The 22086-nt window shown below is 60.2% G+C and carries 20 protein-coding genes; 7 read left to right on the top strand and 13 right to left on the bottom strand.

Annotation, left to right across the window (positions count from 1 at the left end):
* Positions 1 to 31: 31 nt before the first annotated feature.
* Positions 32 to 1978 (top strand): autotransporter domain-containing protein, encoded by a 1947-nt coding sequence (locus NMB39_RS01510; protein ID WP_306956641.1) that lies wholly within the window; start codon positions 32 to 34, stop codon positions 1976 to 1978.
* On the opposite strand, the gene NMB39_RS01505 is transcribed toward NMB39_RS01510, so the two are convergent.
* The 4 genes from NMB39_RS01505 to NMB39_RS01490 form a co-directional block, all read right to left on the bottom strand.
* Entirely contained in the window at positions 1979 to 2887 is a 909-nt protein-coding gene (locus NMB39_RS01505; RefSeq protein ID WP_043046998.1) for an SdiA-regulated domain-containing protein, read from the bottom strand.
* A gap of 121 nt (positions 2888 to 3008) precedes the next feature.
* Positions 3009 to 3935: an SdiA-regulated domain-containing protein gene (locus NMB39_RS01500; RefSeq protein ID WP_057022792.1), complete on the bottom strand. Its 927-nt coding sequence runs from the start codon at positions 3933 to 3935 to the stop codon at positions 3009 to 3011.
* 277 nt (positions 3936 to 4212) lie between these two features.
* A complete protein-coding gene (locus NMB39_RS01495; RefSeq protein WP_043046996.1) occupies positions 4213 to 4878 on the bottom strand; it encodes a fumarylacetoacetate hydrolase family protein in 666 nt (221 codons plus the stop codon).
* A gap of 22 nt (positions 4879 to 4900) precedes the next feature.
* Positions 4901 to 6295 carry an FAD-binding oxidoreductase gene (locus NMB39_RS01490; protein WP_198719984.1) on the bottom strand — a complete coding sequence of 465 codons (1395 nt, stop codon included), beginning with the start codon at positions 6293 to 6295 and terminating at the stop codon, positions 4901 to 4903.
* 205 nt (positions 6296 to 6500) lie between these two features.
* Between NMB39_RS01490 and serA the strand changes: the two genes are divergently transcribed.
* Complete coding sequence (gene serA / locus NMB39_RS01485; RefSeq protein WP_034116292.1) at positions 6501 to 7730, top strand: phosphoglycerate dehydrogenase; 1230 nt, start codon at positions 6501 to 6503, stop codon at positions 7728 to 7730.
* A 64-nt stretch (positions 7731 to 7794) separates the two neighbouring features.
* Here the strand turns inward: serA and NMB39_RS01480 are convergent, their stop codons facing one another.
* Complete coding sequence (locus NMB39_RS01480; RefSeq protein WP_046069985.1) at positions 7795 to 8235, bottom strand: DUF4399 domain-containing protein; 441 nt, start codon at positions 8233 to 8235, stop codon at positions 7795 to 7797.
* 134 nt (positions 8236 to 8369) lie between these two features.
* On the opposite strand from NMB39_RS01480, the gene NMB39_RS01475 reads away from it, so the two are divergent.
* Positions 8370 to 8864, top strand: coding sequence for a transporter substrate-binding domain-containing protein (locus NMB39_RS01475; RefSeq protein WP_494339677.1), 495 nt, complete (start codon positions 8370 to 8372; stop codon positions 8862 to 8864).
* 71 nt (positions 8865 to 8935) lie between these two features.
* Here NMB39_RS01475 and NMB39_RS01470 read toward each other — a convergent pair whose 3' ends face one another.
* Positions 8936 to 9568, bottom strand: coding sequence for a 2OG-Fe(II) oxygenase (locus NMB39_RS01470; protein WP_057022789.1), 633 nt, complete (start codon positions 9566 to 9568; stop codon positions 8936 to 8938).
* Positions 9569 to 9699: 131 nt separating this feature from the next.
* On the opposite strand from NMB39_RS01470, the gene NMB39_RS01465 reads away from it, so the two are divergent.
* A complete protein-coding gene (locus NMB39_RS01465; protein WP_306956645.1) occupies positions 9700 to 10452 on the top strand; it encodes a DUF2059 domain-containing protein in 753 nt (250 codons plus the stop codon).
* Between the two features lie 103 nt (positions 10453 to 10555).
* On the opposite strand, the gene bipL is transcribed toward NMB39_RS01465, so the two are convergent.
* On the bottom strand, positions 10556 to 11497 hold the full coding sequence (bipL, locus tag NMB39_RS01460; protein ID WP_057022965.1) for a phospholipase BipL: 942 nt from the start codon (positions 11495 to 11497) through the stop codon (positions 10556 to 10558).
* A gap of 99 nt (positions 11498 to 11596) precedes the next feature.
* Between bipL and NMB39_RS01455 the strand changes: the two genes are divergently transcribed.
* Together NMB39_RS01455 and NMB39_RS01450 are read left to right on the top strand one after the other, a co-directional pair.
* Positions 11597 to 12172 (top strand): DUF6436 domain-containing protein, encoded by a 576-nt coding sequence (locus tag NMB39_RS01455; RefSeq protein ID WP_057022787.1) that lies wholly within the window; start codon positions 11597 to 11599, stop codon positions 12170 to 12172.
* Between the two features lie 26 nt (positions 12173 to 12198).
* Positions 12199 to 14553 carry a penicillin acylase family protein gene (locus tag NMB39_RS01450; protein WP_494339678.1) on the top strand — a complete coding sequence of 785 codons (2355 nt, stop codon included), beginning with the start codon at positions 12199 to 12201 and terminating at the stop codon, positions 14551 to 14553.
* A 9-nt stretch (positions 14554 to 14562) separates the two neighbouring features.
* Here the strand turns inward: NMB39_RS01450 and NMB39_RS01445 are convergent, their stop codons facing one another.
* A complete protein-coding gene (locus NMB39_RS01445; RefSeq protein ID WP_057022785.1) occupies positions 14563 to 15528 on the bottom strand; it encodes a GlxA family transcriptional regulator in 966 nt (321 codons plus the stop codon).
* Positions 15529 to 15798: 270 nt separating this feature from the next.
* Here NMB39_RS01445 and NMB39_RS01440 point away from each other — a divergent pair, with 270 nt between their 5' ends.
* Positions 15799 to 16440 (top strand): HD domain-containing protein, encoded by a 642-nt coding sequence (locus tag NMB39_RS01440; RefSeq protein WP_494339679.1) that lies wholly within the window; start codon positions 15799 to 15801, stop codon positions 16438 to 16440.
* A 130-nt stretch (positions 16441 to 16570) separates the two neighbouring features.
* Here the strand turns inward: NMB39_RS01440 and NMB39_RS01435 are convergent, their stop codons facing one another.
* The 5 genes from NMB39_RS01435 to NMB39_RS01415 form a co-directional block, all read right to left on the bottom strand.
* Entirely contained in the window at positions 16571 to 17455 is an 885-nt protein-coding gene (locus NMB39_RS01435; RefSeq protein WP_003195236.1) for an ABC transporter permease subunit, read from the bottom strand.
* A complete protein-coding gene (locus NMB39_RS01430) occupies positions 17452 to 18372 on the bottom strand; it encodes an ABC transporter permease subunit (protein ID WP_005792353.1) in 921 nt (306 codons plus the stop codon). Before NMB39_RS01430 ends, NMB39_RS01435 begins: the two co-directional genes overlap by 4 nt.
* Positions 18369 to 19511 carry an ABC transporter ATP-binding protein gene (locus tag NMB39_RS01425; protein ID WP_046069993.1) on the bottom strand — a complete coding sequence of 381 codons (1143 nt, stop codon included), beginning with the start codon at positions 19509 to 19511 and terminating at the stop codon, positions 18369 to 18371. Before NMB39_RS01425 ends, NMB39_RS01430 begins: the two co-directional genes overlap by 4 nt.
* Before the next feature lie 66 nt (positions 19512 to 19577).
* The gene (locus NMB39_RS01420) at positions 19578 to 20672 is read right to left on the bottom strand and encodes a polyamine ABC transporter substrate-binding protein (RefSeq protein ID WP_124402258.1); all 1095 of its coding nucleotides are present in this window, start codon (positions 20670 to 20672) and stop codon (positions 19578 to 19580) included.
* A 152-nt stretch (positions 20673 to 20824) separates the two neighbouring features.
* A complete protein-coding gene (locus NMB39_RS01415) occupies positions 20825 to 21919 on the bottom strand; it encodes a polyamine ABC transporter substrate-binding protein (protein WP_043047043.1) in 1095 nt (364 codons plus the stop codon).
* Positions 21920 to 22086: the final 167 nt, after the last annotated feature.

Raw genomic sequence — 22086 nt, 5'->3', positions numbered from 1 at the left:
TGAACATTCCCATCACCTCAAGGAAGACCTTGTGATAAAGCCCCTAGCCCTCGCCATCAGCGTTGCCGGTGCCCTGCTGTCCGCGCAAGCCCAAGCCTACGATTACGGCCAGCACGCCAACACCACCCTGGAAAAACTGATCAATGACTACCCCGGTCGTTATCGCGGTACGGCCAATTTTGCCGGCGCTGCGGATTGGATGCAGAGCCAGATGGGCACGGCCTATTCCATCAGCCGCCAGGACTTCACTTGGAACAACGGCAGCCGCGCTTCGCAAAACGTGGTTGCCTACGCCGCCGGCACCAAGCCGCAGTACGTGGTGATTGGCGCACATTTCGACACCTATTTTGGTCGCCCGACCCTGCAAGGCCTGGACGACAATGGCTCCGGTGCCAGCGTGTTGACCGAGGTAGCCAAAAACCTCGGCGGCCTGCAACTGGAAAATGGCCTGCAAATAGTCGGCTTCGGCGCCGAAGAAGAGGGCTTACGCGGCTCCCGCGCCTTTGTCGACTCGCTCAGCACCAGCCAGCGCGCCAATATGCTGGCGATGATCAACCTCGACAGCTTGATCACCGGCGACATGATGTACGCCCACGCCGGTCAGAACAGCACCGCCAACCCGGCCTTGGCGTCATTGCGCGAGCACACCTTCCAGATCGCCAAGGAGTTGAACATCCCGCTGTTCACCAACCCCGGCCTGGACCCGCAATACCCTCAGGGTACCGGCTGTTGCAGCGATGGCGAGGCGTTTGAACCGCTGAACATCCCGATCCTTTATGTCGAAGCCACTAACTGGGAACTGGGCGACCTGGACGGCTACACCCAGACCGATAACCCGAAAATCCCCGGTGGCTCGACCTGGCACGACCCGAACGAAGACAACAAGGCCGTGCTCACCGATGCCTTCGGCCAAGCGCGCATCGAGCAGCGCCTGCGTGACTATTCACGCCTGCTCAGCCGCCTGGTGCTGGAGTTGACCAACGCCGACCTGATGGCCTCAACGGCGTCCGGCGGCGCGGTCGCACGCAATATGCAAGACAACCTGCAGCGCCAGCATCAGGCCATGGTGCGCTTGCATGATCGCCGCTGGCTGACCCTGCAGGCTGCCAGCCGGGAGGTGGGCAGCTTTGATGGCGAAATCGGCGTGGATGGCGAATACAACCCGGACAGTGGCTTCGACAGCGCCCCCAACCCCGAAGCCCGGCGCCTGGGCCTGCATGCCCTCGGCGACTACCAACTGACCTCGAGCCTGAATATCGGCGCCAGCCTGAGCTACCTCAATGGCCGCGACAAACTCGAGCATCGCGGCAAACTGGACAGTGACACCTGGCAGGCAGCCGTCTATGCGCTGCTCAACGATGGCGGACCAAGCTGGCTGGCCGGTGACCTGAGCGTCGGCCGCACGCGCTTCGAATCCAAGCGCAACCTGGTGATCCAGGCCAGTGGCGGGCCGATCCTGCTCGATCAGCAACTGAGCGGCGAGACCGACGCTCTGGCATTGGGCGCACGGGTCCTTGGCGGCTATGACTTTGATTTCGGTGCCTTAAAGAGCGGGCCGTTCGCCGGCCTGGACTACAGCCATTACCGCATCGACAAATTCCACGAAAAACAGAACCTGCGCACGGCCCTGGAGTACGAAGAACAGTCTTTCGACTCCCTGGAAGCCAGCCTCGGCTGGCGCGTGCGTGGCGCGGTCGCCCTGCCCTACGGCCTGAGCCTGCTACCTTATGGCGACATCGCCTGGGTCAAGGAATTGGCCGACGGTCGCCTCGACGACCTGCAACTGAGCGCACGTGCCGATGGCCAAGCGCGCACCGCCAGGCTCGGTTCAGTGGACAAGAGCTTCGGCCGGGCGCAGATCGGCAGCCAATTGTCGATCACCCCAGAATTGGGCGTGTATGCCGAGGTCAATAGCCGCCTGGGGCATGCCGAAGGCAGCCAGACCGGCTATTCACTGGGCGTGCAATGGATGTTCTGATCAGGGTTTCTTGAACACGTAGAACAGGTTCGGCTCGCTGACCATGTACAAGGTGCCGTCGTCGTCCATGGCGATCCCTTCGGCCTGGGGCACGCGCTTGCTCAGGCCATGGCGCCCTTTAAGCAGCGACAGACTGCTTAAAGGGCGACCGTCGATATCCAGCTCCAACACCAGGAATGATTCATCCGATAGCGCCAGCAGATGGCCGCTGCGCTCGTCGTATTGCAGGCTCGACAGGTCGCGCACAAACAACCCGGCATCGCGCTTGGGGTTGTTGATCACGTGCACCGAGTAGGTTTTTTCCGGTTTGAAATGGGGAAAGCCGTGCACCTCGTAGATCAGCATCGGGTCACGCTCCTTGGCCACGAACAGACGCTTGCCCACCGAGTCGTAGGCCAATCCTTCAAAACCCTTGTTGCCGCCAATATGTACGCCGAGGGTCATTTGCTCGGCGTCGGCAGCGTCGAGAAATTGCGTGTCATCATCCACGTGCACCTTGATCAGCCGCTGCTGGCGCTCATCGCTGATGACATAGATGTTGTCGCTGATAAATTCCACTGCCTCGGCATCGCCAAAGCCCACCAGGGGAATGCGCCGCAGGATCTTGCCGTCCAGGGACAGCTCCACCAGCTCGGCGTTTTTATTGGTGACGGTAAACAGGCTTTTGCGCACCGGGTCGTAGGTCAGGGCTGAGACGTCGTCGTCGAGCCCTTCGATCACCTGGCCTTCGACGATGACGCGATAGTCCGCCAGGCCAATCGCGCGCTCATCGGCGGGCTGGCGCCACACCTGCCAGTTGAACCAGGCACGCTCGAACAGGCGGAACTGCTGCGCAACCACCCCGGCGGCAACCAGGGCAAGCAACAGCAGAATGAAGAAAGCAGGTTTGGGACGGGCAAGTCGACGCATTGGGGCGGGCTCAGAGAAAAAACTGGCGAATAGATATCAAGGTCGCCTGAATTTAAACTTAAACGCACCGGACTGTCTGGCGAATGCCGTTTATAAAGAAAAGTCTGACGTAATTCGTCAGTTATTTCCGCTTTTCAAAACGATAGAACAGGTTTGGCTCACTGACCATGTACAGGTTGCCGCTCTCGTCCATGGTCACCCCTTCGGCGCGGGGGATGGTGTCTTTCAGGCCATTGAAGCCACCGAGCAAGGTCATGAAGCTGACTTGCTCGCCTTTCTCGTCCAGTTCCAGCAACAAATGGGAGTCGGCTGACAGTGCCAATAAGTGCCCGGTACGGGAATCGATTTCCAGCGCCGAGAGGTTGCGCATGTCCAGTTCGCTACTGGCCAGCTTGGCCTTGCTGCCAGCCAGCCGCTGGCTGCCATCGCTTTTCCAGGTGAACAGCGCCGGCGGGCGCTCTTCGCCCAGTATGAGTTGCTGGTTGCGCCTGTCCCAGGTAATGGCCTCAAAGGCCTTGTTCTGGTCTGCGGATGGGCCAAGGTCATAACTGGGGAAGTCAGCCTTGTTCAACGCGGTGGTAGCGGCGTCGACCCTGACAATGGTCAGGCTGTGCTGACGCTCATCGACCACCGCCATCAGGCCGTTTTCCATCACCGTCAGGCCTTCCGGGTTGTTCCAGCCATTGAGCGGCATCTTGCGCAACACATCGCCTTGCAGGCTCAGTTCGACCAGGAACGGGTTCTTGCCCATGACGGAAAACAAGGTTTTGGTCTGGGGGTTGTAGGACAGGTCCGAAGCCTCATCCTTCTCCATACCGGGCAGCAACTTGGCATCGATGACCGCGTGATAATCCGGGAGCCATACGCTCTCCTGGCGTTCGGCCGGGCTCTCAAAGCGCTCCAGCACCCACAACACACCGCGATCGTCCCAATGCATGGCCCAGGCAACCCCATACAGAATCGCACCGGCCAAAAACACCCAGGAATACCAACGCATGGACAAGCGGGAGCGAAGCGAGGGTTTTGAAGTGGGCAGAGGCACGGCCATTGAGCGCTTTTCCGGAAAGTCAGCTGTAGGGGATAGCACAGGATTCAAAGGCCCGCGCGCAAGTGGCTGGAATTATCCGGATGGTGTGTGAAAAAAATGCAAAAGCCCATACTTGGGATATACACAAAACCAATGTGGGAGGGGCGGTGCGACGATTCGACTTGCTCCCGATAGCAGTGTGTCAGTCAGAATATCTGCTACTGATACACCGCAATCGGGAGCAAGTCGAATCGTCGCACCGCCCCTCCCACATTTTTCACCGCATTTCTTCAGGCAGTCAGCGAACGACGCTTTCGAAACGGTTCACACCCGCCAGCTCCAATACCAGTTCATCGCCGACGTTCAACGGGCCAACGCCAGCCGGGGTGCCGGTCAGGATCACGTCACCCGCCTGCAGGGAGAAGCACCCAGCCATATGCTGGATCATCGGCACAATCGGGTTGAGCATCTGCGCGCTGTTGCCGTCCTGGCGTACTTCACCGTTGATGCTCAGGCGAATGCCGATATCGGTCATATCCTCAAAGGTACTGCTGACCACGAAAGGTGCAATCACCGCCGCGCCATCGAAGGACTTGGCGATTTCCCACGGCAGGCCCTTGGCTTTGAGCTCAGCCTGCTTGTCGCGCAAGGTCAGGTCCAGGGCCGGGGCGAAACCGGAGATGGCGTCCAGTACTTCTTCACGGCTCGGCTTGGTCGACAATGGTTTACCGATCAACACGGCGATTTCCGCTTCGTAATGCACCGAACCGCGCTCGGTTGGAATGCTGAAACCGCCTTCCAGCGGTACCACGCAACTGCCCGGCTTGATGAACAGCAGGGGTTCGGTCGGCACCGGGTTGTCCAGTTCCTTGGCGTGTTCGGCGTAATTGCGCCCAATGCAGACCACTTTACCCACAGGGAAGTGGATATTGGTGCCGTCGACATACTTGTGCTGGTAGCTCATGGAACGACTCCTCAAGGTGCGGTTAAACAGCGAAGATCTTGCCGGGGTTCATGATCCCGTTCGGGTCGAACACGGCTTTCACCGCCTTCATGTATTCGATTTCAACCGGCGAGCGGCTGTAGGTCAGGTAATCGCGCTTGGTCATGCCCACCCCGTGTTCGGCGGAGATCGAGCCGTTGTACTTCTCGACGGTTTCGAACACCCACTTGTTCACAGTGGCGCACTTGGCGAAGAACTCATCCTTGCTCAGGTTTTCCGGCTTGAGGATGTTCAAGTGCAGGTTACCGTCGCCGATATGGCCAAACCAGACGATTTCGAAGTCCGGGTAGTGTTCACCGACTATCGCGTCAATTTCACTCAGGAACGCCGGCACTTTGGAGACGGTGACCGAGATGTCGTTCTTGTACGGCGTCCAGTGGGAAATGGTCTCGGAGATGTACTCGCGCAGTTTCCACAGGTTGTGCAGTTGGGTTTCGCTCTGGCTCATCACGCCGTCCAGTACCCAGCCCTGCTCGACGCAGTGCTCAAAGGTTTCCAGGGCGTGGTTGGCGACTTCTTCGGTGGTGGCTTCAAATTCCAGCAGCGCGTAGAACGGGCACTCGGTTTCGAACGGCGCCGGCACATCGCCGCGACCGAGGACTTTAGCCAGGGCCTTGTCGGAGAAGAACTCGAAGGCCGTCAGGTCCAGCTTGCTCTGGAACGCATGCAGCACCGGCATGATCGAGTCGAAGTCAGTGGTGCCGAGTACCATGGCGGTGAGGTTCTTCGGTGCACGATCCAGGCGCATGGTGGCTTCGACCACAAAGCCCAGGGTGCCTTCGGCGCCGATGAACAGCTGGCGCATGTCGTAGCCCGTGGCGTTCTTGATCAGGTCGCGGTTCAGTTCCAGCACATCGCCCTTGCCGGTGACCACCTTCATGCCGGCCACCCAATTGCGGGTCATGCCGTAGCGAATCACCTTGATCCCGCCGGCATTGGTGCCGATATTGCCGCCAATCTGGCTGGAACCGGACGATGCAAAATCCACCGGGTAGTACAGGCCGTTTTCTTCGGCGACGTTCTGCAGTTGCTTGGTGACCACCCCCGGCTGGCACACGGCGGTGCGGTCGGTGAGGTTCACGTCGAGAATCTGGTTCATATAGTCGAACGACACCACCACTTCGCCATTGGCCGCCACCGCCGCTGCCGACAGACCGGTACGCCCGCCGGACGGCACCAGCGCTACCTTGTGGGTATTGGCCCAGCGCACGATGGCCTGCACCTGTTCGGTGGTCTTCGGGAACACGATAGCGCTGGGCGCGGGTGCGAAGTGCTTGGTCCAATCCTTGCCGTAAGCCTCCAGGGAGTCTGCATCGGTCAGCACTTTGCCGGGCTCAACCAGGGTCTTTAGCTCATCAATCAGGGCAGGATGGGTCATCGACAGAACTCTCGAACAATTCATGGTCATCCTGAGAACGCTTCACGTCGCAGGAATAGGTGTTTAGCGGGGTGCGTATGCTAGCATACCGCCCCCGCAGGACAGACCCAAAGGGCGTTTCTGCGGTGACGGCTTTCCTGCCGTCCGGGTCAGCTTGCGCTGCTCGACTCCCTGCCAATTTTCTCCGGGATACAGGTTTACGCAGATGAGCAAGACTTCTCTCGATAAGAGCAAGATCAAGTTCCTTCTTCTGGAAGGCGTCCACCCATCGGCTGTCGACGTTCTGAAAGCCGCCGGGTACACCAGCATTGAGTACATCACCAGTTCTCTGCCGGAAGCCCAGCTCAAGGAAAAGATCGCCGACGCGCACTTTATCGGCATTCGCTCCCGCACTCAGCTGACCGAAGAGATCTTCGACCACGCCAAGAAACTCGTGGCTGTCGGCTGTTTCTGCATCGGCACCAACCAGGTCGACCTCAACGCAGCGCGCGAGCGCGGCATCGCGGTGTTCAACGCGCCGTACTCCAACACCCGTTCCGTGGCGGAGCTGGTGTTGGCCGAGGCTATCCTGCTGCTGCGCGGTATCCCCGAGAAGAACGCTTCCTGCCACCGTGGCGGCTGGATCAAGAGCGCGGCCAACTCCTTCGAGATCCGCGGCAAAAAGCTGGGTATCGTCGGTTACGGCTCGATCGGCACGCAACTGTCGGTCCTGGCCGAAGGCTTGGGGATGCAGGTATTCTTCTACGACACCCTGACCAAGCTGCCATTGGGCAATGCCACCCAGGTGTCGAGCCTGACCGAGCTGTTGGGCATGTCCGACATCGTCACCCTGCACGTTCCGGAAACCGCTGAAACCCAGTGGATGATCGGCGAGAAGGAAATCCGCGCCATCAAGAAAGGCGGCATCCTGATCAACGCTGCACGTGGCACCGTGGTCGAGCTGGACGCCCTGGCCGAGGCGATCAAGGACAAGCACCTGATCGGCGCCGCCATCGACGTGTTCCCGGTGGAGCCGCGCTCCAACGACGACATCTTCGAAAGCCCGTTGCGTGGCCTGGACAACGTGATCCTGACCCCGCACATCGGTGGTTCCACCGCTGAAGCCCAGGCCAACATTGGCCTGGAAGTCTCGGAAAAGCTGGTCAAGTACAGCGACAACGGTACTTCGGTATCGTCGGTCAACTTCCCCGAAGTGGCCCTGCCGGCTCACCCGGGCAAGCACCGCCTGCTGCACATCCACCAGAACATTCCGGGCGTGATGATGGAGATCAACAAGGTCTTCGCGGAAAACGGCATCAACATCTCCGGTCAGTTCCTGCAGACCAACGAGAAGGTTGGCTACGTGGTCATCGACGTCGACGCCGAGTACTCGGACCTGGCGCAAGAGAAGCTGCAGCACATCAACGGCACTATCCGTAGCCGCGTGTTGTTCTAAGGTTTCAACTGCACCACGAAAAAGGGAGCCCCATGGGGCTCCCTTTTTTGCATCTGAACAAATCTTACTTGACGTTAACCGTGATCACTTTAGAGGCTACAGTCGGGTTGAACTGCATGTGCAGTTTGTCGCCGGCCACCAGCTGCAAGGTGTGCTTGCCTGGAGTAAGAGTCACTTCAGTCTCGGTCTGGGCCTTGCCGTAATGGATCACGGTGTCGGTGGCCGGGATCGGCAGTTTCGCATCCGGCAGTTCTTTCTGATCGATCAGCAGATGGTGGTGGCCGGTGCCTGGCGCCTGGTCGGTCGCCGGGGCCAGTTTCAGGCCTTCCATGCCGAATTTCACGGTGAAGGTTTTATCGACGGTGGCGCCATCTTTCGGCGAGACGATAAACACCTTGGCACCTTCCGGTGGAGCGCTGCGCGGGATACCGTCGGCGGCTGTGGCCAACATCGAAGCACCCAGCAACAGGCTGGCCAGGGTGGCGCGGGATAAAAGGGCTTTCATTCGCTTCTCCAGTTTTTCGGTGAAATCTGTGGGGTTATGACAACTTCGCGACAAATTGCTGTCCAAGGCACTCGACACCATAGCAAAGCGATGCTGAACGGCGTCTCGCCCGTACGAATTCTTTAGGAGTGACCATGCGCTTTTCGCCTGGCCTGTTACTTTTGCTTCCCCTGCTGAGCCCCTTGGCCCACGCCGAACTGATCGACGACGTCAATGATCGCGGTGAACTGCGCATCGCCCTGGAAGCCAACACCGCGCCCTACAACTTCAAGGACGGCGACAAACTCACCGGCTTTGAAGTGGAGCTGGGTGAGCAGCTGGCCAAGGAAATGGACGTACGCCCGTCTTTTATCACCACCGACGACAGCGACCTGTTGCCAGGTGTGGAAACCGGCAAGTACGACGTGGCTATGAACCATATCGCTATGACTGCCGAACTCAAGGATCGGTTCGATTTCAGCAAGGCTTATCGCGAGAAGCCGGACCTTGTGATCCCATTCCAGAAAGGTAACCCGGCGTTCAAGAGCAGCCTGGACATGGCCCTGGAGCGGGTGAAGGCGGATGGCAGATTGAAGGCGCTGGCGCAGAAGTGGTTTGAAAGCAGTGCACCGATAGTCAAGACACAGTAGGTCAAATGTGGGAGGGGGCTTGCCCCCTCCCACATTTTGTTCAAGGCAAGACTTTGGAATCCTTTGCCGGCTTAAAACGGCTCGTTGCCCCGTCGGCGAAACCAACCAGTCAAGGACAGCCGCTCTCGGGTGGCAGGCAGTACCTCGTGGGGCACCTCGCCCGACAAAAACACCACCAGGCAACCACCGGTCGGCACCACGTCGTATTCAACGCCGCCCTTGAGGTACATGCGTAACTGGCCGCCGTGCTCGGGCAGCCAGGCGTCATTTAAGTAGATCACCGCCGAGACCATGCGCCGGTCATCATCGCGAAAACGGTCCACATGCTTAAGGTAAAAGGCCCCGGGCGGGTACATCGCGAAGTGGCTTTCGAAATCTTCCAGGCCAAGGAAAAGGCTGCGGTTCATCGCCAGGCGCAGACCATCCATCACCGCCATATAGGTGTCGCAGACCGCCGCGTCACCTTCCTCCAGCCACTGGATATGGTCACCGCGAATGCCCTCGCGAATCTCCTGGGCCGGCCCGCGCCCCACCGCTGCCGGTGCCAGTTCACCTTCAGCCGCACGTTTATGGCACTCAGCAGCGAGTTCCAGGGTCAGAGCCTGGGGCAGGAAGCCATTCTGCTGCGACCAGCCTTTTTCGGCCAGGTCGTCAACGATGCGTTGCAGCAGCGGGTGATCGAGGGGTATTTGCATGGCGCGCATAGTATCCATACGCCTGGGAATCCGACAGAGCCGCTGAGCGTCTGAATACACTTTAGTCAGGTGACTGATAGGACTTCTCGACAAATCCTACGCCCGACACGGACAATAGTGGCCGACTGACAGGAGTCCATATGCGTCGTTTGTTATTTTCCGTGTTGATGCTCTGCGTTTTGCCCGCCTGGGCAGACGGCTATGACCAGTTATACAAGGTCGCCGGCTGGGCCGAACAACGTGCGCATTTCAATGACGCCCTCAGTGCCGCCCAGCAACGCTATCGCAATAGTCTGCCGCCAGCTGTGTATCAGGCGCTGGTGGACAACAGCAATAAACGCTTTGCCGCCCAGGCCATGGACCAGCGTGCCGAGGCGCAACTGCGCAAGCACCTGCCAGACCCGAAACCGGCCCTGGCATTTTTCCAATCGCCCCTGGGGCGCAAGATTGTCGCCGCCGAATTGCTGGCTACCCGCCGCGACCAGTTGGCGAAGAACGCCCAGGGCCTGCCGAAAATCCAGGCCGAAGCCACCCGCAACCTGATCATCGGCCACCTGGCCCAGGCACTGCCTGCTCGTGAAGCCGGGGCGGAAGTCAGCCTGGCGATTGCCGGCGTGGCGGCCGACAGCTTGAGCCAGATGATCCCCGGCCTGCTTGGCGGCGGTCAGGCCCAAGGCATGTTGAATGGACAGCGTGAACGGCTGATGCAGCAGATTGATAAGGATCTGAACAATACGCTGCTGTATGTCTACCGGGATTTGTCCGACCCGGAGCTGGAAGAATTCGCCACGTTTGCCGAATCGGCGGAGGGGAAGGCGTATTACCAGGCCGCACTTGCAGCCATTCGCGCAGGACTGGCAGTAGGCCAGAGCACCTCAAGCCTGGCGCAGTAGAAAATGTGGGAGGGGGCTGGCTCCCGATAGCAGTGTGTCAAGCAAACATTTTTTGCTGACCCACCGCCATCGGGAGCAAGCCCCCTCCCACATTTGGATCGCATCAGGTCAGATGGTCCGTCAAGTATCGGAAGTATTCCTCGCGGATCTCTGGAATCTCATTGGCCAGGTGATGCCGGCCGCGCTTGAGCATCAACACCTCGGGCCGGTCGAACTTGCCCCGCAGCACTTGCAAGTTGTGCTGCCAATCCACCGTCATATCTTCCTCACCCTGCACGATCACCGGCCGCCTGGCGCTGCGTGGCGCGGCTTCGATGCGCTTGATCCAGCGCGCCAGCGCCCCCACCCAGGCGGTGGGCAATTGGCGGGGCTGGAGCGGGTCGGCTTCAAGGAACGGCTTGAAGTCAGGATCGTTGGAGTTATCGCTGAAACGCCGGGCGATGCCTTTGACGAACGGGCGCAGCAGGTAATAGCTGACCTGGGACCAACCCCAGGCCCGCGGCCGTACCAGTGGCGATAACAAAAAGGTCTTGCCCTGGGCCGGGCTGTCGGCACCGTGATTGAGCAGGTGATCCACCACAATGGCGCCCCCGGTGCTCTGCCCGAACAGGTGCCAGGGTTGGGGCAATTGCAAGGCCTTGGCCTCGGCGAATAGCCCCTGCACCACCCGCTGGTATACCGCAAACTCATCGATGCTGGCGCGGGGGCCGCTGGACAAACCGTGGCCCGGCAGGTCGCAGGCAATCACCACGAAGCCCTGGTCCAATGCCCAGTCCACCACGTGGCGGTACAGTCCCATGTGATCGTAGAAGCCGTGGAACATGAACACCGTCGCCACCGGCGCAGGCGGCCACCACACCTGGGCCACCACTTCGAACCCGTCCACCTCGAAACGCCCCAGGCGACTCACGGCCGGCACCTTGCGGGCGGCCAGGTCGAGCCCATAGAAACGTTGGTAGACCCGCGCTTCGGCGCTCAGCGGTTGCGCGTCCACCAACGGCCGCAAGCTTTCGCGCAGATGATCAGGGTCAAAGGTGACGGGCATAAAGGCTTCCAGACTGGCGGTGAAGATGAATATCGAGCTGCGATATTCATCTGTCAGGACAAGCATGGCAAGCTACGCGACCTGCGAGGATACCTCTGAATGCGACCGCCCTACCGTAATGCCCTGTTCGCCAGTCTGATCCTGGTTATCTGCGCCGGCGTGCTGTGGGCCGCGTATGACTGGTTCCAGGGCCGCTACCTGCGCGCCTTCAGCGAGCACACGGCGGTGTTCTCCGGCGATGCGCTGCAACTGCCTGCCGCCCTCAGTGGCCCTGGCCCGATTCGCCTGGTGCACTTCTGGGACCCGGCCTGCCCGTGCAATGTTGGTAACCAGCAACACCTGGGCGAGCTGATCGAGCAGTACGGGCCCCAAGGAGTGGAGTTCTATGCCTTGCAAAAACCCGGCAGCCACGGCCAGCTGCCCGACAACCTGCGCCACATGAAAGTCATCGACGCCCTGCCCGGCGCCGACCGGATACCCGCCAGCCCAGCAGTGGGCATTTGGGACCGCACAGGCAAGCTGGCCTATTTCGGCCCCTACAGCGAGGGGCTGACCTGCAACGCCAGCAACAGTTTTATCGAGCCGATTCTCAAGGCCCTTGGAACCGGACGCGAAGTGAATGCCACTCACACCCTCGCGGTAGGCTGCTATTGTTCGTGGCCTAAGGATCTGTAGCCCGTCCACTTTGGTAAGGAATATTCATGAAGCGCGTCTTGCAGGTTTTCGCGGTGCTGATTGTGCTGGTCGCCCTGGGCGCCGGTTGGTACCTCTACAGCAAGCAACCCACGCGCCAGGGCACGGTAACCCTGGCCCACCTGCAAGGCTCGGTCACGGTGCGCTACGACGACCGTGGCGTGCCGCATATCCGCGCCGAGAACGAGGCCGACCTGTACCGCGCCCTGGGCTATGTGCATGCCCAGGACCGATTGTTCCAGATGGAGATCATGCGGCGCCTGGCCCGGGGCGAGCTGGCCGAAGTGCTGGGGCCGAAGCTGCTCGAGACCGATAAGCTGTTCCGCAGCCTGCGTATTCGCGAGCGCGCCTCGAGCTACGCCGAGCACATGGACCCTGACTCAGCCTCCTCGAAAGCGCTGCAGGCCTATCTGGACGGAATCAACCAATATCAGGCCAGCCACGCCAGCCCCATGGAGTTCGATGTGCTGGGTATCCCCAAGCGCCCATTCACCGCCGAAGACAGCATCAGCGTCGCCGGGTACATGGCCTACAGCTTTGCCGCGGCCTTTCGTACCGAGCCGGTGCTGACCTACGTGCGCGACCGGTTGGGCAGCGATTACTTGAAAGTCTTCGACCTCGACTGGCAACCCAAAGGCGCCCTCAACCTGGCGAACGACGACTGGAACACCCTCGGCGCTATCGCCGCCCTGAGCGAACAGGCCCTGGCCGACAACGGCCTGCCGCAGTTCGAGGGCAGCAATGCCTGGGCCGTCAGCGGCAACCACACCCGTAGCGGCAAACCACTGCTGGCGGGTGACCCCCATATCCGTTTCTCGGTGCCGTCGGTGTGGTACGAGGCGCAACTGTCGGAACCCGGTTTTGAGTTGTATGGCTATCACAACGCGCTGGTGCCGGTGGCGTTCCTGGGGCACAACATGGATTTTGGCTGGAGCCTGACCATGTTCCAGAACGACGACCTCGACCTGGTCGCCGAGAAGGTCAACCCGGACAACCCCAATCAGGTCTGGTATCACGACCAATGGGTCGACATGACCAGCAGCGAGCAGCAGATCCAGGTCAAGGGCCAGACGCCGGTGACCCTCATCCTGCGCCGCTCGCCCCACGGTCCGATCATCAATGACGTGCTCGGCGAAAACGCCGGCAGCACGCCGATTGCCATGTGGTGGGCGTTCCTCGACAGCGAAAACCCGATCCTCGAAGGCTTCTACCAGCTCAACCGCGCCGATACCCTGGCCAAGGCGCGGGCCGCTGCGGCCAAGGTCTCGGCACCGGGCCTCAACATCATATGGGCCAATGCCAAGGGCGATATCGGCTGGTGGGCGGCGGCGCAGTTGCCGATGCGCCCGGCCGGAGTCAACCCGGCGTTCATCCTCGATGGCAGTACCGCCCAGGCCGACAAGCTGGGCTTCTACCCCTTCAGTGCCAACCCCCAGGAAGAAAACCCGTCGCGTGGCTATGTGGTGTCGGCCAACGCGCAGCCGGCCTCCCCTACAGGCATGGAAATTCCCGGCTATTACAACCTGGCCGACCGTGGCCAGCAGTTGAACGCGCAGTTGAGCGATAAGAGCGTGAAGTGGGATGTGACCAACAGCCAGGCGCTGCAACTGGGCACCACTACCGCCTATGGCCCGCGGCTGCTGGCGCCACTGTTGCCGGTGCTGCGCGAAGTGGTCAAGGACCCGGCGCAGTTAAAGCTGGTGGAACAACTGGCCAACTGGAAAGGCGACTACCCGCTGGACTCCACCAGCGCTACGCTGTTCAACCAATTGCTGTTCAACCTCGCCGAAGTGACCTTCCACCCGAAACTGGGCGACGCGCTGTTCAAGACCCTGATCAGCACCCGTGTGATCGACGCCGCATTGCCACGCCTGGCCGCCTCGGCGGATTCACCCTGGTGGAACGGCAAGCGTACCGACACCGTCAAACTCGCCTGGGACAATAGCCTCGCGCACCTCAAGAGCACCTTCGGCGATGACCCGGCGCAGTGGCAATGGGGCAAGGCGCACACCCTGACCCACGGCCACCCGCTGGGCATGCAAAAGCCATTGGATAAGCTCTTCAACGTCGGCCCGTTCCCGGCACCCGGCAGCCACGAAGTGCCAAACAACCAGACCGCCCCGATCGGCCCGGCGCCTTGGCCGGTGACCTATGGGCCTTCGACGCGGCGCCTGATCGACTTCGCCGACCCGACCCATGCCCTGACCATCAACCCCGTGGGGCAAAGCGGCGTGCCGTTTGATACGCACTATGGCGATCAGGCGCAAAGCTATATCGAGGGCGGGTATGAGCAGGCGCATTTCAGTGAAGAGGAAGTCACGGCCAATACCCGCGGAACCCTCAAGCTGCTGCCTGCCAGATAGACATGATCGCTACACCGGTGCCGCAAAGTTAAGCCTGAACTGTTGCGGCGTAACGCCCAGCCGGCGGTTGAACACACTGCGCATGTGCTGGGCGTCGCGAAACCCGCATTGATAGGCCACGGTCTTGAGCGGCGCGTGGCTGCTTTCAAGCATCACCCGCGCCGCATCCACCCGCGCACGCTCGACAAATTCGGCTGGCGTGATCCGCGCTTCTCGGGCGAACACCCGGGAGAAATTGCGCGCACTCATATTGGCGGCCCTGGCCAAGTCGGCGATGGTCAAATCGCCGGTCAGGTTGGCCAGCACGTACAACTGCACCAGCGCCACCGCCGAGGTAGTTTCGGCATGGGGCGTGAGGAACGGACTGAACTGCGATTGCCCGCCCGAGCGCTGGGTGAACACCACCAGGCGCTTGGCCACGCTCAACGCGACTTCCGGGCCGTGGTCCTGGGCCAGCAGGTACAGTGACAAGTCGATACCCGCCGTGACCCCGGCCGAGGTGTAGAGGTTGCCGTCCTGCACGTAGAGGCGGTCGGCTTCGACCCGGGCCGAGGGGCACACACGCGCCAGGTCCGCGGCATCGCCCCAATGGGTGGTGACGGTTTTACCCTCCAGCAGGCCGGCGCGGGCCAGCATGAAGGCACCGTTGCAGATCGAGCCGAAGCGTTGTGCCCTTGCGGTGGCAGCACGCAGCCAGTCATCAAACTGGGGACCGAAGTTTTCGAAGGGCAGTTGCGGGCCGCCGGCGACCAGCAGCAGGTCGTAGGATTGCAGAGCTTCGCTGTAGTGTTTGTGGGCCTGCAAGGACAGGCCGTTGGAGGCGGCCATAGAACCGTGACCGAAGCCGATGACCTCCAGTTGGTAGTGATCTTCGGGAGCCAGGAAGCGGTTGGCCTCGCAGAACACGTCCATCGGCCCGGTCACATCCAGTGACTGGACGCCGGGGAAAATCAGGATGGCGACGGTTTTGCTCATGAAGTCACACCTTTTCTAACTTGAAAAACACTAATCCCCTGTGGGAGGGGGCTTGCTCCCGATAGCGGTGGGTCAGTCACTGCATCTATTGACTGACCCACCGCTATCGGGAGCAAGCCCCCTCCCACATTTGGATCTTCGCAGGCAACACCCTAGCTGATTTGAGCTTGGCACGATGTATAGACAAATTGGCCGGGATCACTCCCTCGCCGTAATAGCCCTTGCGCGGGTGCACGACCAGACTGGAGTCCTTTCCAGAGGAGAACCACCATGAGCACCACCATCGCCGGCATCCAGATCCCCGACAGCGCCTTGGCCAAGGCCACCACCGAATATATCCGCGACGTCGAGTCCGACCTGCTCTACCACCACTCGCGCCGGGTATTTCTGTTCGGCGCCTTGAGCGGCGAGCGCAGGCAACTGGCCTACAACCCGGAGTTGCTGTACGTGGGCGCGATGTTCCACGACCTCGGCCTGGTGGAAGGCCATCGCAGTGACAACGAGCGTTTCGAAGTGGACGGTGCCAATGCCGCCGCCGCGTTCCTCAAGCCCTATGGGCTGAGCGATGACGACATCGAACAAGTGTGGTTGTCGATCGCCCTGCACACCACGCCTGGCGTGCCTAAGCACTTGCGCCCCACCGTGGCGCTGGTGACCGCCGGTGTCGAGATGGACGTGCTGGGCATGGACTACGCCGCGTTCAGCAGCGTGGAGCGCGAAGCGGTGGTGCATGCGCATCCACGGGGTGAAGGATTCAAGGAGTGCATCATCTGCGCGTTTGCCGACGGCTTGCGCCACCGCCCGCAGACCACGTTTGGCAACGTGAAGACCGATGTGCTGGTGGATCAGGAGCCGGGGTTCAAGCCGATGAATTTTGTTGAGGTGATTCGTAAGTCGCCATGGGCAGCATAACCAAATTGGAATGCCATCAATGTGGGAGGGGGCTTGCTCCCGATTGCTGAGTGTCAGTCACTGCATCTGTTACTGACCCACTGCTATCGGGGGCAAGCCCCCTCCCACATTTTGAGCCCAGTTCCGGCAGTCAGACCGGCGCTGGCGCCCGGCGCTTGTCCGGCTGCTGCCAGCCATCCGCCGCGGCTTCTTCGATGGCTTGCTGGATGGCTTTCTTGCGATGCTCTTCGGCCCGGCGGCTGAAGAACCACACCAGGAAGGTCACCAGCGATACCGCCAACAGAATCAGGCTCGCCACGGCGTTGATCTCAGGCTTGACCCCCAGGCGCACCGCCGAGAACACTTCCATCGGCAAGGTGGTCGAGCCCGGGCCCGACACGAAGCTGGCCAGTACCAGGTCATCCAGGGACAGCGCAAAGGACATCATGCCGCCCGCCGCCAGCGACGGCGCGATCATCGGGATGGTGATCAGGAAGAACACCTTCCACGGCCGTGCGCCCAGGTCCATAGCCGCCTCTTCGATCGACAGGTCCAGCTCACGCAGGCGCGCCGACACCACCACCGCCACATACGCCGCACAGAACGTCGTGTGCGCGATCCAGATGGTGACGATGCCACGCTCCTGGGGCCAGCCGATCATCTGTGCCATGGCCACGAACAGCAGCAACAGCGACAGGCCGGTGATCACTTCCGGCATCACCAGCGGTGCCGTCACCAGACCGCCGAACAGCGTGCGGCCCTTGAACTGGCTGATGCGCGTCAGCACAAAGGCCGCCAAGGTGCCCAGCGCCACCGCGGCCACCGCCGTGTAGCAGGCGATTTCCAGGGAGCGTGCCACCGAGCCCATCAACTGGGTATTGTCCAGCAGGCCCACGTACCACTTGATCGACCAACCGCCCCACACCGTCACCAGCTTGGATTCGTTGAACGAATAGATCACCAGGATCAACATCGGCAGGTAGATAAACAACAAGCCTGCGACCAGCATGAAGCTGGAGAAACGAAAGCGCTTCATATCTTGCCCTCCAGCTCTTTGGCCTGGCTGCGGTTGAACAGGATGATCGGCACGATCAGGATCGCCAGCATCACCACGGCCAAGGCAGAAGCCACCGGCCAGTCACGGTTGTTGAAGAACTCTTGCCACAGCACTTTACCGATCATCAGAGTTTCCGGGCCGCCGAGCAGTTCAGGAATCACGAACTCGCCCACCACCGGGATAAACACCAGCATGCAGCCGGCGATGATGCCGTTCTTGGACAGTGGCACAGTGATTTTCCAGAAGCTGTTGAAGGTGCTCGAACCGAGGTCGGAGGCGGCTTCCAGCAGGCTTTGGTCGTGTTTGACCAGGTTGGCGTACAGCGGCAGGATCATGAACGGCAGGTACGAGTAGACCACGCCGATATACACCGCGATGTTGGTGTTGAGGATCTGCAACGGTTCGCTGATCAGCCCCATGGACATCAGGAAGCCATTGAGCAAGCCGTTGTTGCTGAGGATGCCCATCCACGCATACACGCGGATCAGGATCGCGGTCCAGGTCGGCATCATGATCAGCAGCACCAGCACGGTTTGCATCTCTTTGCGTGCGGTAGCGATGGCGTAGGCCATCGGGTAGCCAATCAGCAGGCACAGCAGCGTGCTGAAAAACGCCATCTTCAGCGAGCCCAAGTACGCGGCGATGTAGAGCTCGTCGCCCGCCAAGAGGCTGTAGTTGGCCAGGTTCAGCACCACTTGCAGCTTTTGCTCAACGTAGGTGTAGATCTCGGTGTAGGGCGGGATCGCCACGTCGGCTTCGGCAAAGCTGATTTTCAATACGATGAAAAACGGCAGTGCGAAAAACAGAAACAGCCACAGGAAGGGAATCCCGATGACCACCTGCTTGCCATTGGGGATTATGCGATCCAAGCGCCGCTTGAATTTCTTCATGTTCATGAGCGAAGTACCACGCCGCTGTCGTCTTCCCACCACACGTAAACCTGATCACCCCAGGTTGGGCGCTGGCCACGGCGTTCGGCGTTGGCGACGAAGGACTGCACCAGCTTGCCGCTCGGCAGCTCCACGTAGAACACCGAGTGCCCGCCCAGGTAGGCGATGTCGTGCACCTTACCGCTGGACCAGTTGTGCTCGCAGGTCGGCATTTGGGTAGTGACCAGCAGTTTTTCCGGGCGGATGGCGTAGGTCACCGATTTGTCTTCCACCGCGGTGGCGATGCCGTAGCCCACGTAGATATCGCGGTCCAGATCAGCGCACTTGAGCACTGCGTGGCCTTCGGCGTCGTCCACCACCTGGGTGTCGAAGATGTTGACGTTGCCGATGAACTCGCACACCAGGCGGCTGGTGGGGGTTTCGTAGATATCGATGGGGCTGCCGATCTGGGCGATCCAGCCCAGGTGCATGATCGCGATACGCTCGGCCATGGTCATGGCCTCTTCCTGGTCGTGGGTCACCATCACGCAGGTCACGCCGACGCGCTCGATGATTTCCACCAGCTCCAGTTGCATCTGCGAACGCAGCTTCTTGTCCAATGCGCCCATGGGCTCATCGAGCAGCAGCAGTTTCGGGCGCTTGGCCAGGGAGCGGGCCAGGGCCACACGCTGGCGCTGGCCACCGGACAACTGGTGGGGCTTGCGCTTGGCGTACTGGCTCATCTGCACCAGTTTGAGCATCTCGGCCACGCGGGCGTCGACTTCGGCCTTGGGGATCTTGTCCTGCTGCAGGCCGAACGCGATGTTCTGCGCCACGGTCATGTGCGGGAACAAGGCGTAGGACTGAAACATCATATTGATCGGCCGCTCGTAGGGCGGCATGTCGGTGATGTCCACCCCGTCGAGGTAGATGCGGCCTTCGGTGGGGCGCTCGAAACCTGCGAGCATGCGCAGCAAGGTGGATTTGCCCGAACCCGAACCGCCGAGCAAGGCGAAGATCTCGCCTTTCTTGATTTCCAGGGACACATCGTCCACGGCAATCGTCTCGTCGAACTTCTTCGTGACCCGGTCGATTTTGACCAGCACCTTTTTCGGTGTCTGGTCGCCCTCGAGGGCTTTCTTATAGGCGCCGGAGGCAACTGCCATTTACGAAACTCCCAAAAAAAACGGTGCGGTTCGCCTTAGGCGGGCGAACCCAGGATAGTTTGAGCCTTACTTGCCCGTCTTGACCTTGGTCCAGCTACGGGTCATTAAACGCTGCACTTTCGGGGGTAGCTCGAAGTTGACGAAAGTCCGCTCGAGAACCGCCTGCGGTGGGTAAACCGCTGCGTCAGTGCGTATCGATTGCTCCATCAGCTTGTCCGCCCCTGGGTTAGGGTTGGCATAACCGACCTGATCACTGACCTGAGCGATCACCTCAGGCTGCAGCAAATAGTTGATGAAAGCGTGGGCCTCCTTGACGTTGCTGGCATCCTTGGGGATCGCCAGCACGTCAAACCACAGGTTGCCGCCTTCTTTCGGGATCGCGTAGGCGATATTCACGCCTTTGCCTGCCTCAGCCGCACGGGCCTTGGCCTGGAACACATCGCCGGAGAAGCCGGCCGCCACGCAGATATTGCCGTTGGCCAAGTCCGAGATGTATTTGGAGGAGTGGAAGTAGGTTACGTAGGGCCGCACTTTCAGCAGTTTTTCCTCGGCTTTCTTGTAGTCGGCCGGGTTGGTGCTGTTAGGGTCCAGGCCCATGTAGTTGAGCACCGCAGGCAGCATTTCGTCTGCCGAATCCATGAAGGACACGCCGCAGGTGGCGAGCTTCTTCATGTTTTCCGGCTCGAACAACACGGCCCAGGAGTCGATATGGTCGACGCCCAGCACTTCCTTCACTTTATCGACGTTGTAACCGATGCCATTGGTACCCCACAGGTACGGCACTGCGTACTGGTTACCCGGGTCGTTCTTTTCCAGACGCTTGAGCAGTACCGGGTCGAGGTTGGCGTAGTTCGTCAGCAGTGACTTGTCGAGCTTCTGGAACGCCCCGGCCTTGATCTGCTTGCCGAGAAAATGGTTGGACGGCACCACCACATCGTAGCCGGTACGCCCGGCGAGCAACTTGCCTTCCAGGGTTTCGTTGGAGTCAAACACGTCATACACGGGCTTGATGCCGCTGGCCTTTTCGAAGTTGGCCAGGGTGTCGGGGCCGATGTAGTCCGACCAGTTATAAATATGCACCGTCGGTGCGGCCTGCACGCTGGCAGCCAGCGTGATACCTGCACCCACCAGCATGGCTTTGCGAAATAAAGAAATTGGCAAGTGGAGGTCCTCTTAAATAGTTGGGCCTTAGAGTTGTTGCCCGGCAACAAAACCGGCGCGCAACTTACCCTCGATAAACCGATCCGGCAAAACTTTCTTTGATCTAATTTGTGGGAGGGGGGGAAATTGCCCCCTCCCACAACTAACAGGACTTACTTGCCCGACTTGATCTTGGTCCAGCTGCGTGTCATTTCCCGCTGGGTTGCAGCCGGCAGGTCAGCAATCGCGTAGAGCTTGGCCTGCACGTCCGCCGACGGGTAGATGCCCGGGTCGCTGGTGATGTCTTTGTCCACCAATGCGGTGGCCTTCTCGTTACCGTTCGGGAAGCGCACGCTGTTGGTGATCGACGCCATGACTTCGGGCTTGAGCAGGTAGTTCATGAAGGTGTAGGCCGCTTCGACGTTTTCGGCATCCTTGGGGATGGCGACCATGTCGAAGAAGCTGCCAGCGCCTTCTTTCGGAATGTCGTAAGCCACTTTCACTTTGCCACCGGCTTCAGCCGCACGGGACTTGGCCTGCTGAATGTCACCCGAGTAACCCACGGCTACGCAGATATTGCCGTTGGCAAGGTCGGAGATGTACTTGGACGAGTGGAAATAGCCGATCGAAGGACGGATCTTCAAGAACAGGTCTTCGGCCTGCTTGAGATCGGCTTTCTTCTGGCTGTCGGTCGGCAGGCCCAGGTAATGCAGCGCAATCGGCAGCATTTCGGTTGGCGAGTCGAGGAAGCTCACGCCGCAGCTTTTCAGCTTGGCGATATTTTCCGGCTTCATCAGCACATCCCATGAATCGATCTTGTCTACGCCCAGCGCAGCCTTGACCTTCTCCGGGTTGTAGCCGATGCCGATCGAGCCCCACATGTATGGGAACGCGTGCTTGTTGTCCGGGTCGCTGACCGACACGGCCTTAAGCAGGGATTTGTTCAGGTTGCTGTAGTTAGGCAGCTTGGACGTGTCCAGTTCCTGGTACACACCGGCCTTGATCTGCTTGGCCAGGAAGTTGTTGGACGGCACGACAATGTCGTAGCCGGACTTGCCTGCCAGCAACTTGGCCTCCAGGGTCTCGTTGCTGTCGAAAACGTCGTACACCACCTTGATGCCCGACTCTTTTTCAAAGTTGGCAATGGTGTCCGGTGCAATATAGTCGGACCAGTTATAGACGTGCAGCACTTTACTGTCTGCCTGGGCCGCGCCCGCCATTGCGCCCATCAGCGACAAGGCGAGGAGGGTCTTGCCAGCGTTTTTCAAACCTAATGCCTTCATTGGGTGATGCTCCGATTTTTTCTTTTTTGGGCCACAAGCTTTATATGTTTTACGGCCCAGCCAAAGGGCAACAAAACAGGGCGACAGTCTGGCAAGTTCCGAGGCCGGCTTTCAACCAAAGCCTCACATATAACTGCCCGGTGCGCAGCGCC

The sequence above is a fragment of the Pseudomonas sp. FBCC-B545 genome (genome assembly GCF_059134095.1).
Note: the sequence above shows the minus strand (reverse complement) of the source record. Positions and strands in the feature narration are given on the sequence as shown.

What these genes read in the sequence shown, in the direction of transcription:
- NMB39_RS01505 (WP_043046998.1), bottom strand. Translation starts at nt 2,887, where the DNA reads ATGCGTCGACTTGCCCGTCCCAAACCTGCTTTCTTCATTCTGCTGTTG.
- NMB39_RS01500 (WP_057022792.1), bottom strand. Translation starts at nt 3,935, where the DNA reads ATGGCCGTGCCTCTGCCCACTTCAAAACCCTCGCTTCGCTCCCGCTTG.
- NMB39_RS01495 (WP_043046996.1), bottom strand. Translation starts at nt 4,878, where the DNA reads ATGAGCTACCAGCACAAGTATGTCGACGGCACCAATATCCACTTCCCT.
- NMB39_RS01490 (WP_198719984.1), bottom strand. Translation starts at nt 6,295, where the DNA reads ATGACCCATCCTGCCCTGATTGATGAGCTAAAGACCCTGGTTGAGCCC.
- serA (WP_034116292.1), top strand. Translation starts at nt 6,501, where the DNA reads ATGAGCAAGACTTCTCTCGATAAGAGCAAGATCAAGTTCCTTCTTCTG.
- NMB39_RS01480 (WP_046069985.1), bottom strand. Translation starts at nt 8,235, where the DNA reads ATGAAAGCCCTTTTATCCCGCGCCACCCTGGCCAGCCTGTTGCTGGGT.
- NMB39_RS01475 (WP_494339677.1), top strand. Translation starts at nt 8,370, where the DNA reads ATGCGCTTTTCGCCTGGCCTGTTACTTTTGCTTCCCCTGCTGAGCCCC.
- NMB39_RS01470 (WP_057022789.1), bottom strand. Translation starts at nt 9,568, where the DNA reads ATGCGCGCCATGCAAATACCCCTCGATCACCCGCTGCTGCAACGCATC.
- NMB39_RS01465 (WP_306956645.1), top strand. Translation starts at nt 9,700, where the DNA reads ATGCGTCGTTTGTTATTTTCCGTGTTGATGCTCTGCGTTTTGCCCGCC.
- bipL (WP_057022965.1), bottom strand. Translation starts at nt 11,497, where the DNA reads ATGCCCGTCACCTTTGACCCTGATCATCTGCGCGAAAGCTTGCGGCCG.
- NMB39_RS01455 (WP_057022787.1), top strand. Translation starts at nt 11,597, where the DNA reads ATGCGACCGCCCTACCGTAATGCCCTGTTCGCCAGTCTGATCCTGGTT.
- NMB39_RS01450 (WP_494339678.1), top strand. Translation starts at nt 12,199, where the DNA reads ATGAAGCGCGTCTTGCAGGTTTTCGCGGTGCTGATTGTGCTGGTCGCC.
- NMB39_RS01445 (WP_057022785.1), bottom strand. Translation starts at nt 15,528, where the DNA reads ATGAGCAAAACCGTCGCCATCCTGATTTTCCCCGGCGTCCAGTCACTG.
- NMB39_RS01440 (WP_494339679.1), top strand. Translation starts at nt 15,799, where the DNA reads ATGAGCACCACCATCGCCGGCATCCAGATCCCCGACAGCGCCTTGGCC.
- NMB39_RS01435 (WP_003195236.1), bottom strand. Translation starts at nt 17,455, where the DNA reads ATGAAGCGCTTTCGTTTCTCCAGCTTCATGCTGGTCGCAGGCTTGTTG.
- NMB39_RS01430 (WP_005792353.1), bottom strand. Translation starts at nt 18,372, where the DNA reads ATGAACATGAAGAAATTCAAGCGGCGCTTGGATCGCATAATCCCCAAT.
- NMB39_RS01425 (WP_046069993.1), bottom strand. Translation starts at nt 19,511, where the DNA reads ATGGCAGTTGCCTCCGGCGCCTATAAGAAAGCCCTCGAGGGCGACCAG.